Annotated in this window: 14 protein-coding genes; 9 read left to right on the top strand and 5 right to left on the bottom strand. The window is 71.5% G+C overall.

Annotated elements, in window-relative coordinates:
- The first annotated feature begins 12 nt into the window (after positions 1-12).
- From LDL49_RS33510 to LDL49_RS33495, 4 genes are read left to right on the top strand one after another with little or no spacing between them, the layout of a single operon-like run.
- Positions 13-465 carry a carboxymuconolactone decarboxylase family protein gene (locus LDL49_RS33510; protein WP_225297084.1) on the top strand — a complete coding sequence of 151 codons (453 nt, stop codon included), beginning with the start codon at positions 13-15 and terminating at the stop codon, positions 463-465.
- On the top strand, positions 459-1,163 hold the full coding sequence (locus LDL49_RS33505; protein ID WP_225297082.1) for an SDR family oxidoreductase: 705 nt from the start codon (positions 459-461) through the stop codon (positions 1,161-1,163). The genes LDL49_RS33510 and LDL49_RS33505 overlap by 7 nt, the downstream gene beginning before the upstream one ends.
- Positions 1,164-1,202: 39 nt before the next feature.
- Complete coding sequence (locus LDL49_RS33500) at positions 1,203-2,507, top strand: FAD-binding oxidoreductase (RefSeq protein ID WP_225297080.1); 1,305 nt, start codon at positions 1,203-1,205, stop codon at positions 2,505-2,507.
- Between the two features lie 16 nt (positions 2,508-2,523).
- The gene (locus LDL49_RS33495; protein ID WP_225297078.1) at positions 2,524-3,753 is read left to right on the top strand and encodes an SGNH/GDSL hydrolase family protein; all 1,230 of its coding nucleotides are present in this window, start codon (positions 2,524-2,526) and stop codon (positions 3,751-3,753) included.
- Positions 3,754-3,782: 29 nt separating this feature from the next.
- Here LDL49_RS33495 and LDL49_RS33490 read toward each other — a convergent pair whose 3' ends face one another.
- Positions 3,783-4,229: a rhodanese-like domain-containing protein gene (locus LDL49_RS33490; RefSeq protein ID WP_225297076.1), complete on the bottom strand. Its 447-nt coding sequence runs from the start codon at positions 4,227-4,229 to the stop codon at positions 3,783-3,785.
- 98 nt (positions 4,230-4,327) lie between these two features.
- On the opposite strand from LDL49_RS33490, the gene ftrA reads away from it, so the two are divergent.
- Together ftrA and LDL49_RS33480 are read left to right on the top strand one after the other, a co-directional pair.
- Positions 4,328-5,296: a transcriptional regulator FtrA gene (ftrA, locus tag LDL49_RS33485; RefSeq protein ID WP_225297074.1), complete on the top strand. Its 969-nt coding sequence runs from the start codon at positions 4,328-4,330 to the stop codon at positions 5,294-5,296.
- Positions 5,297-5,370: 74 nt separating this feature from the next.
- Positions 5,371-7,317 carry a ligand-binding sensor domain-containing protein gene (locus LDL49_RS33480; RefSeq protein WP_225297072.1) on the top strand — a complete coding sequence of 649 codons (1,947 nt, stop codon included), beginning with the start codon at positions 5,371-5,373 and terminating at the stop codon, positions 7,315-7,317.
- On the opposite strand, the gene LDL49_RS33475 is transcribed toward LDL49_RS33480, so the two are convergent.
- The 3 genes from LDL49_RS33475 to LDL49_RS33465 are packed head-to-tail and all read right to left on the bottom strand — an operon-like array spanning position 7,299 to position 11,535.
- On the bottom strand, positions 7,299-9,326 hold the full coding sequence (locus tag LDL49_RS33475) for a ligand-binding sensor domain-containing protein (RefSeq protein WP_225297070.1): 2,028 nt from the start codon (positions 9,324-9,326) through the stop codon (positions 7,299-7,301). The genes LDL49_RS33480 and LDL49_RS33475 overlap by 19 nt on opposite strands.
- 50 nt (positions 9,327-9,376) lie before the next feature.
- On the bottom strand, positions 9,377-10,270 hold the full coding sequence (locus LDL49_RS33470) for an SDR family oxidoreductase (RefSeq protein WP_225297068.1): 894 nt from the start codon (positions 10,268-10,270) through the stop codon (positions 9,377-9,379).
- 2 nt (positions 10,271-10,272) lie between these two features.
- On the bottom strand, positions 10,273-11,535 hold the full coding sequence (locus tag LDL49_RS33465) for an MFS transporter (protein WP_225297065.1): 1,263 nt from the start codon (positions 11,533-11,535) through the stop codon (positions 10,273-10,275).
- Between the two features lie 79 nt (positions 11,536-11,614).
- Between LDL49_RS33465 and LDL49_RS33460 the strand changes: the two genes are divergently transcribed.
- Both LDL49_RS33460 and LDL49_RS33455 read left to right on the top strand, forming a co-directional pair.
- Positions 11,615-12,514 (top strand): LysR family transcriptional regulator, encoded by a 900-nt coding sequence (locus LDL49_RS33460; RefSeq protein ID WP_225297063.1) that lies wholly within the window; start codon positions 11,615-11,617, stop codon positions 12,512-12,514.
- Between the two features lie 88 nt (positions 12,515-12,602).
- A complete protein-coding gene (locus LDL49_RS33455; protein WP_225297061.1) occupies positions 12,603-12,851 on the top strand; it encodes a hypothetical protein in 249 nt (82 codons plus the stop codon).
- 48 nt (positions 12,852-12,899) lie between these two features.
- On the opposite strand, the gene LDL49_RS33450 is transcribed toward LDL49_RS33455, so the two are convergent.
- Entirely contained in the window at positions 12,900-13,502 is a 603-nt protein-coding gene (locus LDL49_RS33450; protein ID WP_225297059.1) for a CGNR zinc finger domain-containing protein, read from the bottom strand.
- Between the two features lie 67 nt (positions 13,503-13,569).
- Here LDL49_RS33450 and LDL49_RS33445 point away from each other — a divergent pair, with 67 nt between their 5' ends.
- Positions 13,570-13,959: a RidA family protein gene (locus LDL49_RS33445; RefSeq protein WP_225297057.1), complete on the top strand. Its 390-nt coding sequence runs from the start codon at positions 13,570-13,572 to the stop codon at positions 13,957-13,959.
- Positions 13,960-13,978 lie beyond the last annotated feature (19 nt).

Here is a 13,978-nt window from a genome sequence, read left to right as displayed (position 1 = left end):
AGGAGGCAGACCATGCAAGCACGCATGAAGAACCCCGCCATCGTCCTGCCCGGCGCCATGCAGGCGCTCATGAACCTCCAGAAGGCCACCGACCAGGCCGGGCTGCCCAAGGTCACGTCCGACCTGGTGCTGCTGCGGGCCAGCCAGATCAACGGGTGCAGTGTCTGCGTCGACATGCACGCCAAGGACCTGCGCAAGGAGGGCGAGAGCGACGAGCGGCTCTTCGCCGTGGCCGCCTGGCGCGAGGCCCCGTACTTCACCGACGCGGAACGCGCCGCGCTGGCACTGGCCGAGGCGGTCACCCGGCTCGCCGACGGCGGCCAGGTCGGCGACGACGTGTGGGACGAGGCCGCCGACCATTACTCCGAGACCGAGCTCGCCGCTTTGATCATGACGGTCTCCACCGTCAACCTGTGGAACAGGCTCAACGCCACCACCCGGCAGATCGCGGGTGCGGCATGGTAGCGGTCGCCCTCGTCACCGGCGCGAACAAGGGCATCGGTTTAGAGGTCGCCCGCCAGCTCGGCGCCCGGGGCATCACCGCGATCATCGGTGCCCGCGACGAGGAGCGGGGACGTGCCGCGGCCGAGCTGCTCGGCCTGCCGTGCGTGCGGCTCGACGTCACCGACGCGGCCGGTATCCGAGCCGCCGCGACGTGGATCGAGCAGGAGTACGGCAGGCTCGACATCCTGGTCAACAACGCCGGGATCACCTTCGCCGACGGCCCGCCCAGCCAGACCTCGGTCGAGCAGGCCCGCCAGGTCTACGAGACGAACGTGTTCGGCGTCATGGAGGTCACCAACGCGCTGCTGCCGCTGCTGCGCCGCTCGTCGGCGGGACGCATCGTGAACGTCTCCAGCGAGCGCGGCTCGCTCGGCCGCACCCTGGACCGGAGCCATCCGCTGTGGCCGATGCTCAACCTGGCCTACTGCTCCTCCAAGGCCGCCCTGAACATGATCACCGTGTCCTACGCCAAAGAGCTGTGGGACACCCCGATCAAGGTCAACACGGTCGACCCGGGCTGGGTCAAGACCGACATCAACCACAACGAAGGCATCAAAACCCCCGAAGAAGGCGCCGCACCGATCGTGGCCATGGCCTTGCTGGAAGCCGACGGCCCCACCGCCACCTTCGTCCAGCACGAAGGCCCCCTTCCTTGGTAGTCCCCGATTTCCTGGTAATCCCTGAAGGAGACGACGGTCATGGATCTGCGTAATGCCGTCCGGGGGCGTGTGCTGCTCCCCGGCGAGGACGGGTTCGACGAGGCGGCCCGGCCGTGGGCGGTGGGCGTTCACCAGCCGGTGGCCGCCGTGGTGGAGGCCGAGAACGCCGCGGATGTGGCGGCGCTGGTGCGATACGCCCGCGAAGCCGGGCTGACGGTCACCGCCCAGCCGTCGGGCCATGGCGCCTCGGGCGATGTGCAGGGGGTGATCCTGCTGCGTACCGGCCGCCTGGACTGGGTGGAGGTCGACGCGGCGGCGCGCGTCGCCCGGGTCGGTGCCGGAGTGCGGTGGGGGCGGGTGCTGGCCGAGACCGGCAAGTACGGCCTCACCGGGCCGGCCGGCAGCAGCCCGGCGGTGACGGTCGCCGGGTTCGTCGCCGGCGGCGGGATCTCGTGGTTCGGCCGCAGCTTTGGCTGGGCCGCCGACTCGGTGCGCGCCTTCGAGGTCGTCGACGCCGACGGCGAGCAGGTGCGGGTCACCGCCGAATCCGACAGCGAGCTGTTCTGGGCGCTGCGCGGCGGTGGCGGCGACTACGCGCTGATCACCTCGATCGAGCTGGCGCTGCACCCGGCGCCCAGCGTGTACGGCGGACGGATCGTCTGGCCGGCGGCCCGCACGGCCGCGGTGTTCGACGCCTTCCGCCAGGTCACCGCGGACGCGCCGCGCGAGCTGTCGGTCTGGGTCAACCGGGTGGCCCCGCCGCCGCCCGCCCCGCCGATGGTCACCGTCGACGTGACCTACCTCGGTGATGACGCTGAGGCCAAGGCGCTGCTGGCCGCCTTCGACGAGATCGGCGGCAGCCTCTCCGACAGCCGCGGCCTGATGGACCTCGCCGACCTGGGCACGATCGCGGCCGAGCCGATCGAACCCAGCCCGATGCTGGCCCGCACCGAACTGCTGACCGGCCTGGACGAGGCGACGCTGGCGACGCTCGCCGGCGCCGACCTCGCGCCGCTGCTGAACCTGCAGGTCCGGCATCTGGGCGGAGCGCTGGCCGAGGCCGATCCCGCCGGCGGCGCGGGTGGCGCGCTCGCCGAGCCGTACCTGCTCTACCTGCTCGGCCTGCGCCTGCCCCACCTGGCCGATGCGGTGCAGGGCAGGCAGGCAGCCCTGGTCGAGGCACTGGGCCAGGCGGTCAGCGGACGCAAGCCGTACACCTTCCTCGCTCCGGCGGAGAACGCCGCCCAAGCCTTCCCCGCCGGCACCCTGGCCCGGCTGCGCGAGCTCAAGCGCCACCGCGATCCCTATGGCGTCTTCCGCGCCAACTTCCCCGTCCTGGACTGAGAGAAAGAGCATCCACGTGTTGAGAATCGCGACCGCCGCCGCCCTGGTCGCCGCATTGACGGCGTTACCGGCACCCGCCGGCGCGGAAACCGGTGAATGGACAGGTGAATGGACAGCGGGATGGGCGAGCGCCGTCCAGCAGCCGTCGCCCGACGTCTGGTATCCCACCTGGGCGGAGAAAGGTTTCGCCGACCACTCCGTCCGCCAGGTGGTGCGGGTCACCGCCGGCGGCTCGAGGCTCCGGATCCGGCTGTCGAACCGCTACGGCAGCGCCCCGCTCCGGCTGACCGGGGCCAGCGTGGGCAAGGCCGGCGCGGGCGCCGACGTGCAGGCGGGCACTCTCCGGCCGCTGACCTTCGCGCGCTCCGCCTCCGTGAGCATCCCCGCCGGCGGGCAGGCCGCCGGCGATCCCGTCCGGCTCGCGGTCAAGCCGGGCGAGCGGCTGGCCGTGACGCTGTACTTCCAGGGCGCCACCGGCCCGGCCACCTACCACAACCTCGCGCAGGCCACCTCCTACCGGGCCGGCGGCGATCACCTCCGCGACCTCGGCGCGACGGCCTTCGCCGAGACCAATAGCTCCTGGTTCTACCTGTCCGGAGTGGACGTGCACGGCGGCGCGGCGGCGGTGGCGACCTTCGGCGACTCCATCACCGACGGGTACGGCGCCACCCAGGACACCGATGACCGCTACCCGGACGCGCTGGCCCGCAGGCTGGCCGGCCGGCGGCCGGTGCTCAACCTCGGCATCGCCGGCAACCGCCTGCTCAACGACTCGGCGTGCCTGGGCGAGCGGGGACTGGCACGCTTCCGCTGGGACGTGCTCGACCGGTCCCGCGTCAAGAGCGTGATCGTGCTGGAGGGCATCAACGACATCCTCCTGGGCTTGCAGGAACCCACGCCCTGCACCACGCCTGCGGTCAAGGTCGGTGCCGACGACCTGATCGGCGGCTACCGGCAGCTCATCCGCGCCGCCCACGCGAGCGGCATGCGGATCGTCGGCGGCACGCTCCTGCCCGCCAAGGGGTACGCGTACCTCACGGATGAGGCCGAGCGGGTCCGCGACACGGTCAACGCGTGGATCCGCATGAGCGGCGCGTTCGACGCGGTCGTGGACTTCGACCGCGCCGTCGCCGACCCCGCCGACCCGGACCGGATCCGGCCCGGCTTCGACAGCGGAGACCACCTGCACCCCAATCCGGCCGGCTACCAGGCGATGGCCGACGCCATCGACCTGCGTAGCCTGTGAAGCCGGGGTCCGTCAGCTGAGCTTCACGCTCAGCAGCCGCAGGCGACGGCATGGACGGGAGCCGTCAGCGGGTCGGCGGGCCGCCTCTCCACGCCGGTGCCGGTCACGACCGGGAAGCCCTCGCGTGCCCAGTACTCGAAGCCGCCGATCATCTCCTTGACGCGATAGCCGAGCCTGGCGAACTCCAGCGCCGCCCGCGTGGCGCCGTTGCACCCGGGCCCCCAGCAGTACGTCACCACGCTCACGTCGCGGGAGACGACCGAGGGGGCGCGGGCGGCGATCTCCGCCGTGGGCAGATGAAGCGCGCCCTGGATGTGGCCCTGCCGCCAGCTCTCCAGGCTGCGCGAGTCGACCACGACGATGCTCGCATCGCCCGCGCTGAGATCGGCATGGACATCGGACACGTCCGTCTCGAACGCCAGGCGGGCCGAAAAATGAGCGACGGCGGCGGCCGGCGTGGTGAGAAGTGCTGACATTTCGGTATTACCTCCAACTCGTTCCTCTGATGAATGGTGCAGCGCGCCCCCACCCCCTCACGAGTGGCATGAATGCCTAATGCCGCTAACATCCAGCCATGCTCCAGCGCCATGACAGCAGCCGCACCGTCTCGGTCCTGGCCTTCGACGGCATGAGCCCCTTCGAGCTGGGCTGCGTCGTCGAGGTCTTCGGGCTTCCCCGGCCGGAGCTGGACGTCCCGTGGTACGACCTCGTGGTGTGCGCCGAGCACGACGGCCCGCTGCGGGCGGTCGGCGGCTTCACCGTCCAGGCGACGTACGGGCTGGACGTCTTCGCCGAGGCGCGGACGGTGATCGTCCCGGGTGTGCCGGACGTCCGCGCCGAGGTCTCCCCCGCGCTCATCGGCGCCGTGCGACGGGCGCACGAGCGGGGCGCCCGCATCGTGTCGATCTGCTCGGGCGCCTTCGTCCTCGCGGCGGCCGGCCTCCTGGACGGCCGGCCGGCCACCACGCACTGGAGGTACGCCGAGCTGCTCCAGGAGCGTTTTCCGCAGGTCAGAGTCGATCCCGGCGTGCTGTACGTGGACAACGGCGATGTTCTGACCAGCGCGGGCAGCGCGGCCGGCATCGACCTGCTGATCCACCTCATCCGCCGAGACCATGGCCCGGGCGTGGCCAACACCGTGGCCAGGAGGCTGGTCGTGCCGCCGCACCGGGAGGGCGGCCAGGCGCAGTTCATCGAGGCCGCCGTCTCCCCCGTCAAGGAAGACGACGCCGTGGCCAGGACGATGGAATGGGCGCTGGCCAATCTCTCCCGTCCGATCACGGTGGCGGTGCTGGCCCGGGTGGCCGGGATGTCGCAGCGCAGTTTCGTCCGGCATTTCAACCGCAGGACCGGGACCAGCCCGCTGCGCTGGGTGATCGCGCAGCGGATCGCGGCCAGCCTGCCGCTGCTGGAGTCGGCCACGGCGCCGGTCGAGGAGGTCGGGGCCGCCGTCGGTTTCGAGAGCCCGGTCACCTTCCGCCACCACTTCAGCCGCTCGATGCGCACCTCCCCGTCCGCGTACCGGAAGGCATTCGGCCGCTGACTTCTGGCAGGTCTTGCCAGAGAGCCAGGTGAGAAATTACGGTCAAGGCCGTTATATCTCTCTTGGAGGGAACTATGCGCATTTTCGCTGTGGCATTAGCCATCGCGCTGTCCATCACATCTCCGGTCAAGGCCGAAACCGCTGCGCCGCCGACAGGCTGCGGCTTCCAGAGCCTGGGCACCCTGCCGCTCACCGGCGCCACCACCGCGGGCACCGCGCGCGACGGCGCCCGCGTCTACTCGGTCACCTCCAGCGCGTCCGGCCCCGCCATCCTCGGCATCAGGAACGCGGCGGACGCCACCCTGGTCGCCGAACGCCCGCTGCCGTACGCGCTCGGCTCCTGGGCCGTCACCGTCGCCCCCGATCACTCCGTCTACGTGGGCAGCTACAACGCCACGGCCGGGGCCATGGGCCGGCTCTTCCGCTACGACCCCGTCACCGATCAGGTCAGCGAGCTGGGCATCGCCGTGCCGGGCGAGACGTTCGTGTGGACCGTGGCCGCCAGCCCCGACGGCTCCGCCGTCTACGGCGGCACCTCGCCCAACGGCCGGCTCTTCCGCTACGACACGGCCACCGGGCGGATCTCGGACCTCGGCAGCCCGGTGCCCGGTGAGCAGTACATACGCGACCTCGCCATCGCCAAGGACGGCACGATCTACGCCGGCATGGGCGCCGCGAGCATGAAGGTGGCGGTGTTGAAGCCCGACGGCACCCTCATCAAGGTCATCGACCCGCCGATCGAGGGCAGCGGCTACGCCTACGACCTCGACATCGTGGCCGGTCGCCTGCTGGTCCGCTTCGGCACCTCCACTGGCACCAACCCCATGGGCGTCTACGACCTGGCCAGGAACCGCTGGCGCGACGTCGTGGACGACGTCGACAGCCTCACCGTCGGCGGCGGGGCGCGCGGCGGCCGCGTCTACCTCTTCCAGGGCGACGAGCTCGCCGTCTACGACATCAGGCGCGGGAAGACGACCCGGCTCGGCTTCACCGACTTCGGCGGCGCCGCCGCCCGCCCGCTGGGCTGGATCGGCCACACGCTCGTCGGCACCTCCTCCACCGGCCGCATGTGGCACTACGACAGCAAGAGCGGCCGGGGCAGGCTGTACGACTCCACGCTGACCGGTCAGCCCGTCTCCATCAGGTCGATGGGGGTCGGCCCCGACGGCCGCGTCTACGCGGGCGGCTTCTTCACCGGCGGCCTGGCCGCCTACGACCCGGCGACCGGCGCGGCGCAGTTCTGGCCGAACGTCGGCCAGAGCGAGGGCATCGTCACCCACAAGGGCAAGCTCTACCTCGGTGTCTACCCCGGCGCCCGCATCTACGAGTTCGACGGCACCGCGCCCCGGCTGCTGCTCGGCCTCGCCGACCAGGAGCAGGACCGGCCCTTCGCCATGGTCTCGGCCGGCGACTGGCTCGCCTTCGGCACCGTGCCCAAGGCCGGTACGATCGGCGGCGCTCTGGGACTGCTCGACCCCGCCACCGGCACGTCGGTGATCAGGCGGAACCTCATCCCCGGCCACAGCATCATCGCCCTGGCCTACCGTGACGGCATCCTGTACGGCACGACGTCGGCGTTCGGCGGCACCAGCACTCCCCAGGGCGAGGCCCGTGCCTTCGCCTACGACATCGCCACCGACACCCTCAAGTGGACCAGCACCCCGGTGCCCGGCGACCTGGCGCTCGGCTCGATCACCTTCGACGGCGAGGGCCGGCTCTGGGGGCTCACCCCGGACACGCTCTTCGAGCTCGACCCGGCCACCGGCCAGACCCTGCGCAGCGTGCGGCACCAGACCTACCCGTGGTCCACCGCCACCCAGGTCTGGCTGGACACCAACATCGAGCTGGGCCGCGACGGCATGCTGTACGGCAAGGTGCAGGGCAAGGCCTACCGGATCGACCGGGCGGCGATGACGCTCACGCTCATCGCCCGCCCGATCTCGATCCTGCTCAAGGGCCCGGATCAGCACATGTACCTGTCACGCTTCGAGAACTTCTCCACCTACCGGCTCTGCGGCTGATACCTGAACAACCGCGGCCCCTCGGCGAAGTAGACGTCCCCCGACCTGTGCACCGCGAGGTGGTGCACAGGTCCCTGCCGCAGCACCGTCCGCCGCCCGGAGACCGGGTCCAGCGCGAACACCTCCGTCCCCGCGTGCGCGCCGTACAGCAGGCCGTCCCTCCGGTTGAGGGACAGGGCGCCGCTCGCGCTCGTACTCGACGAGAGGGTGACCTTGGAGACCACCTTGCGGGCCGCCACGTTCACCGCGAACACCTCGCCGCCCGCGATCCCCCACAGCCGCCCGCGGCGGTCGAAGGTGAGCGCCGGGATGGCCGGCTTGCCCGGCGCGGGGACGATCTGCCAGAGCAGCCGGTTCTCCCGCACCGACCAGGCGAACAGCTTGGCCTCGGGCTGGGTGGGCGGGGTGGCCGACTGGCCGCCGTAGATCGAGGTGCCGCCGTAGACGACGCCATCGCGGTAGGCCAGCGACACGATGCTCTGGTCCTGTACGACGTTGCGCGCGGCGTGCTTCAGCTCGCCCTTCTCCGGGTCCCACACCGCCAGCACCCCGCCGAGCTGACCGAGGTCGGGCATCGTGCCGGCGACCAGGTAGCGTCCCGCCGACACCAGGGCGCGCGGCCTGATCTGCTTGTCGGCCGCGAGGTCGAACAGCCGGGCCGGGTTGGGCGCCGGTCCCGGTTCCGGGCTGGGCGAGTACTCGGTGCTGTTCCACGGTAGCGCGGGGTCGTAGGCGTAGACCCTGGCCTCGGGATAGGCGCCGACGTACAGCTTGCCGGCGTGCGCGGTCATGGCCTCGCTCTGGGAGAAGGTGTGGAATTCGGTCCGCTCCCCCGTCTTCGGGTCGAGCGCGGCGAACCCGCCGTTGAGGAAGCCGCCGGTGTAGACGCGGCCGTCCGGGCCGTCCGCGATAGCGGTGATGTCGATCGGCTCACCCTTGATGGCGGTCTGTACGAACGAGCGCGCGCCGGTCTGCGGGTTGTAGCGGAACATCAGCCCCCGCCACAGCAGCCCGACCAGGCTCTTGCCGGGATAGTCGGGCAGGCCCAGTTCCGCCCAGCCGATGCCCCGGGTGTTCGCCACCCGCCCCGTGAACGGCATCCCGGTCCCGGTCACCGTACGGGTGCGCGGGTCGTAGCGCACCAGCTCGGCGGCCTTGACGAAGTAGACGCGGCCCTGGTCGTCGGGCGGCGAGACGTCGAGGCCGTGGGCCGACTCGACGGCGTCCGTCCAGGCATGGGCGGCGATGTCCCAGATGTGCAACGGCCCCGGGAAGGCGCCGCCGAACCTGATGTAGAGGAAGCCGCCGACGGCGTTGACGTCGTAGGCCCACTTGTCGGTCAGGTCCAGTCCCGGCGGGGCGGGCAGCCGCTCGGCCACGCCTGTGGCGGCGTCGACCTCGAAGACGGCCGCCGGGGCCTCCGTACCCGCGTAGATCTTGCCGTTGGCGTAGGAGACGCTGCGGACGTAGGCGTGCGAAGCGGACAGCCGGCCGTAGTCCCGGACGCCGCCGGCCGGGTCGTAGCCGAACAGCCGGCCGCCTGGTGACGTGCCGCCGTAGACGGTCGCGCCCTCGCCGGCCGCCACGGACCAGATGAAGTTCTCCGACGGCAGGGGGCGGCCCAGGTCGGCGACGCCGCCCTGGCGGGTCCAGCGGTAGAGGCGGCCGTCGCCGTACGTGCCGGCGTAGAGGCTGCCGTCGGGCGTCGCGTCCACCGCCCAGGCCCCGGCGGCGCCCGGCAGGTCGAACCGGCCGCGTTCGGCGCCGGTGGCGGGGGCGACGGCGTTGAGGTGGGCGGGGGTGCCCGAGGAGGCGCCCCAGAGCGCCGCCTGGCCGTCGGGTCCGGGCGCCACGACGCCGCCGAGGAGGAGCACGTCCTGCAGCGGGACGCCGAGATCGGTCACCCGGCCCGTCGGGTGCCGGCCGGCCGCGGCGTGGGCGGGGGGAGCCAGGCTCAGCAGCATGGCGGCGCTGAGCCCCGCCGCCACGAATCGCCTAATTAAGGTCATGACCGAAATCTAGAAACTCGGCCGACGATGGTCAAGTCTTCCTATTACGGTTAGGCCCGTAGTTGCCGATCGGCCGGGGCGAACGCGGCGGCGTGGTCGCGGGCGAAGTCGGCGATGTCGCGCGGAGGGCGGCCGAGAAGGTCGGCGACCGTATCGGTGGTGAAGTCTCCCCAGCCGGATTCGTACGCCTGCGCGTACTCCTCCAGCATGTCGACGATCCACGGCGGAACGCCGTAGCCGAGCAGTGTCTTGCGCTTGGCGTCGTCGCCGACCGGCACGTGCGTGACGGACCTGCCGAGAGCGCGACTCAATGGGCGGGCGACCTCGTCGAACGTCAGCGAGCGCGGGCCGGTGAGGGTGTACGTCCGGCCGTGGTGGCGGTCCGGGTCGTCGAGGAGCACGCGGGCGGCGCACTCGGCGATGTCGCGTACGTCGATCATGCCGATCCGCGCCGCGGCCATGTTCAGCGAGAACGTGCCCGTGGCGGCGATGTCGCCCGCCTCGTTCAGCAGGTTCTGCATGAACCAGTGGGGACGCAGGATCGTCCAGCGCATGCCGCACCGTTCGGCCTCCCGGTCGGACAGCGCGTGCAGCCTGCCGCTGCGGTTCGGCGCGTCGTGTGCCGCGCCGACGACGGACAGGCGCACGATGCGCTCCACACCGGCCTGGCGGGCGGCCCACAGGGCGTTCATGTTGTGCTCCGGAGCGCGCGGGCCGTTCGGGGTGAGCAGCCACACGTCCCGCACGCCCTCGAAGGCGGGCGGCAGCGACCGAGCGTCGTCGAGGTCACCGACGAAGACCTCGGCGCCCCGCTCACGCGGGCCGGCCGCTTTGGACTCTTCGCGGACGAGAGCCCGGAGGCGCACATCGGCGCCTTCCAGCGCGTTGATCAGTGCGGTGGACACGGTTCCGGTGGCGCCGGTGATCAGCACAGTGCGCGACATGGTCATTCTCCCTTGATGGTGGGGGTACGGACGAGGTTGCGGACGACCTTCGAGGGCTCCCCTGTCGCCCGGTCAACGGTGATGCGCTCCAGGACCCAGAGCACGACGGTTCCGGCCGAGAGGGTGGCGCCCAGGACGCACACGCCGGTCCAGCCGCTGTGCGCCCAGATCGCCGAGGCCAGCGCGGACCCCACCGCGCCGCCGACGAAAAGGGAGGTCATGAAGGCGGAGTTGATCCGGTTGCGGGCCTCGGGCCGGAGCGCGTAGAGGACGTTCTGGCTGCTGTTGAGCACCGCCTGATGCGCCAGGTCCAGCACGACCACGCCGGCGAGCAGCCAGACCAGAGAGTGCGCCCCGGCCGCGAGCGCCCACCAGGACGCCACCAGCAGGACCGTCCCGGCACCGGAAACGATCTGTACGTACCCGCGGTCGGCCAGCCGCCCCGCCACCGTGGCGGTCAGCGCGCCCACGGCACCGGCCAGCCCGAACAGGCCGATGGCCGACTCCGACCAGCCGTACGGCGAGCCCGCCAGCAGGAAGGTCAGCGCCGTCCACAGCACGCTGAACGAGGCGAGGCTCAACGCGCCGATGCCCGCCCGCCACCGCAGCAACGGCTCGTACCGGAACATCGCCACCGTCGAGCGCAGCAGACCGGCGTACGACTGGTGTCCCCCATCTCCCCCATCCAGCCGAGGCAGGAAGACGCGCAGGAGCACGGCCATCAGTGCCATCAGGACCGCACTCACCCAGTAGACAGTCCGCCACCCGCCCACCTCCGCCAATGCTCCGGACGCGGTACGCGCCAGCAACAGGCCGAGCATCAGCCCGGTCATCACCGTGCCGACCACCCGGCCACGCTCGGCCGGGGCCGCCAGCGTCGCCGCGAACGGCACCACGACCTGCGCGCCCACCGAGGTCAGCGCGGTGAGGGCCGTACCGACCAAGAGCACCGTGCCGTTGGGCGCGGTGGCCGAGACCAGCAGGAACACCGCGGTCGCCGCGTAGAGCGACATGGCCAGCCGCCGCCGCTCCACCAGGTCACCGAGCGGCACCAGCAGGATCAGGCCCAGTGCGTACCCGATCTGCGCGGCCGTCACGACCAGCGCCGCCCGCGACGGCCCGATCCCCAGCTCCCGGCCGATCAGGTCGAGCAGCGGCTGCGCGAAGTAGTTGCCCGCGACCGCCAGCCCGGTCGCCACCGACATGAGGAAGAGCAGCCCGCGTGACAGGCCCCCGTCCGTGTTGTGAGGTCTCATCGCCGTCATGCCCCCAGCCTGGGCGACAGCCGATCAATGAGTCCAACGCATGTTTGTCATCGAACCGATCGTGGATCACGATTGATCCATGGAGCTGCAGCAGATGCGCTATGTCGTCGCGGTCGCGGAGACGAGCAACTTCACCCGCGCCGCCGAGCAGTGCCTGGTCGTCCAGTCCGCGCTGAGCCACCAGATCGCCCGCCTGGAACGTGAGCTGGGTGCCAAGCTGTTCGACCGCACCAGCCGCCGCGTCCGGCTGACCCCCGCCGGCGAGGCATTCCTCCCCGCGGCCCGCCAGGCGCTCGACGCCGCCGAACGAGCCCGCGCCGAGGTGGCGGCCGCCGCCGGCGAGATCCGCGGCCGGCTCGCCATCGGCGCCATCCCCACGGTCGCGGCGGTCGATCTGCCGGCCGCGCTGAAACAGTTCCACCTGCGGCATCGGCAGGTACGGATCAGCCTCCGCTCGGGCGCGAGCGAGGATCTCATCGAAGGGGTACGCCAGGGCACCCTGGACGCCGCCTTCCTCGGGCTTCCCCTGGGCGCACGCCCCAAGGGAGTCCGCGGCCGCGAACTGGGGCGCGGCGACCTCGTCGCCCTGGTGCCACCCGACCACCCGCTGGCCGATGAGCAGCGCGTGGACCTGCGGCAACTGTCGGACGAACCGTTCGTCGACTTCCCCCCGGGCACCGCCGCGCGGGCGCAGTCGGACGAGGCGTTCGCGGCGGCCGGCGTACGGCGCGAGGTCGCCTTCGAGGTGACGACCGTGGACTTCATCGCTCGCCTGATCCGGCAGGGCCTGTGCATCGGGCTGCTGCCCGCCGCCTTCGTGGCCGAGCTTCCCGGCCTGCCCATCCTCCAGTTGCGCGACGCTCCGGCCCGCATGGAGCACCTCATCTGGAGTCGCTTCTCCCCCTCCCCCGTCGCCGCGGCGTTCCTGTCCGCCCTCGGCATCTCGGCGGCGGAATCCGGAAGCTCGCCGGATTTGTGACTTCGCCGGAATCCGCGGTGGTGCTTCCCGACGAATACGCCAGGAAGCCGTTGAGTGTTCCCCTTACCTGCGCTGATCGGGAGGATGTGTGAAGGAGAGACTGCGGCAGCTCGCCCTCGCGTTTGTGGCGGTTCTGGTGCTGGGGTTCGTCGCTCTGACGGTGGTGATCTTCGTACCTGAATCGCTGCCGTATGTAGTGGTCGCCGTGGTGGCCATCCTCGTGGTGGGCGGCATCCTGTTCGATATCTTCGTCCTGTCCGACCCGGAGCCCCTTGACCTGCCGCCGCGATCGGCCCATGACGAGACGATGGAACGACGTCGCCGCGATCTCCGGTGACGCGACGGGCCCTGGCCTGGTGAGGGCGTCGAGCAGGTCGGGGAACGGTCACGGCTCCGTGGTCCGCCGGGCGCGGTGAGCCCGGAGTTTGTGGCGATTGCCGCAGCGCTCCATGGCGCACCAGCGCCGGGCGCCGGGGCGGGAGGAGTCGACGAACACGAGCGGGCAGTCGTCGCTCGCGCACTCGCGGATGCGCTCGGAGAGCGGCCCCGACAGCAGCTCGATCATCTCCCGTGCCAGCGTCGACAGCGCTTGCGTGGCTCGCACCGGCCGCACCCACCCCGCGGTCGTGCCGGCGGCAACGAGCTCGGGGACCAGTGGCGGCGCGGCCGCGGCCCGGTTGATGGTCGCGACCGCCCCGGTGGGGAGGGGGTGACGCGCCGCCTGGGCGTGCGCCGCGTCCCAGATCGCCTGGCGGAGGGCCTTGGCCGCGGTCAGCTCGCGGGCCGTCACGGGGACCGTCATGACCGCGGCCAGCGGCGGCTCGGCCAGCCATTCGCCCAGGTCGGCAGGCTCGTGCAGGGTTTCGAACACCGCGTAACGGCCCTCGCCGCCCGTGTGGGCGAAGTCCAGGCAGACGGCGCCGGCGTCGAACCAGAACGACCCGCCCTTGGGGTCGTGCAGCATCCGGCCGGTTGCACTCGCTCGCATGAAACCACTATAACTGGTGTCGTACGTAACCACTATTACTGGTGTCAGCGTCACAGGAGGGCGACACATGAGCACCCGGCACATCAACCCCGAGGGACTCCACCGCAGCCCGGCCTTCAGCCAGGCCGTCGTGGTCGAGCAGCCGGCGAAGACCATCTACATCGGCGGGCAGAACGGCGTCGGCGCCGACGGCAAGGTCGTCGGTCCCACGGTCGGGGAGCAGTCCAGGCAGGCGTTCCGCAACCTCGCGACCATCTTGGAGAGCGAAGGGGCGAGCCTGGCGAACATCGTGCACTGGCGCATCGCCGTGGTGGAGGGCCACACGTTCGAGGAGGGCGTGGCCGCCTTCCAGGAGGTGTGGAACCGGGCCGACCCGCCGCCGGCCATCACGGTCCACGTCGTCGCCGGCCTGGGCCCCGGCTTCCTCGTCGAGATCGACGCCGTCGCCGTCGTGTGACCGTTACAAGTTTCCTCAG

This window comes from Nonomuraea aurantiaca (assembly GCF_020215705.1).
GTDB classification, from domain to species: Bacteria; Actinomycetota; Actinomycetes; order Streptosporangiales; family Streptosporangiaceae; genus Nonomuraea; species Nonomuraea aurantiaca.
The sequence above is the reverse complement of the archived record's forward strand: the minus strand, read 5'-3'. Positions and strand labels throughout refer to the sequence as shown.

Excerpts from the sequence above, each read along its gene's own strand:
- LDL49_RS33510 (WP_225297084.1), top strand. The coding sequence starts at position 13 with ATGCAAGCACGCATGAAGAACCCCGCCATCGTCCTGCCCGGCGCCATG.
- LDL49_RS33505 (WP_225297082.1), top strand. The coding sequence starts at position 459 with ATGGTAGCGGTCGCCCTCGTCACCGGCGCGAACAAGGGCATCGGTTTA.
- LDL49_RS33500 (WP_225297080.1), top strand. The coding sequence starts at position 1,203 with ATGGATCTGCGTAATGCCGTCCGGGGGCGTGTGCTGCTCCCCGGCGAG.
- LDL49_RS33490 (WP_225297076.1), bottom strand. The coding sequence starts at position 4,229 with ATGTCAGCACTTCTCACCACGCCGGCCGCCGCCGTCGCTCATTTTTCG.
- ftrA (WP_225297074.1), top strand. The coding sequence starts at position 4,328 with ATGCTCCAGCGCCATGACAGCAGCCGCACCGTCTCGGTCCTGGCCTTC.
- LDL49_RS33480 (WP_225297072.1), top strand. The coding sequence starts at position 5,371 with ATGCGCATTTTCGCTGTGGCATTAGCCATCGCGCTGTCCATCACATCT.
- LDL49_RS33475 (WP_225297070.1), bottom strand. The coding sequence starts at position 9,326 with ATGACCTTAATTAGGCGATTCGTGGCGGCGGGGCTCAGCGCCGCCATG.
- LDL49_RS33470 (WP_225297068.1), bottom strand. The coding sequence starts at position 10,270 with ATGTCGCGCACTGTGCTGATCACCGGCGCCACCGGAACCGTGTCCACC.
- LDL49_RS33465 (WP_225297065.1), bottom strand. The coding sequence starts at position 11,535 with ATGACGGCGATGAGACCTCACAACACGGACGGGGGCCTGTCACGCGGG.
- LDL49_RS33460 (WP_225297063.1), top strand. The coding sequence starts at position 11,615 with ATGGAGCTGCAGCAGATGCGCTATGTCGTCGCGGTCGCGGAGACGAGC.
- LDL49_RS33450 (WP_225297059.1), bottom strand. The coding sequence starts at position 13,502 with ATGCGAGCGAGTGCAACCGGCCGGATGCTGCACGACCCCAAGGGCGGG.
- LDL49_RS33445 (WP_225297057.1), top strand. The coding sequence starts at position 13,570 with ATGAGCACCCGGCACATCAACCCCGAGGGACTCCACCGCAGCCCGGCC.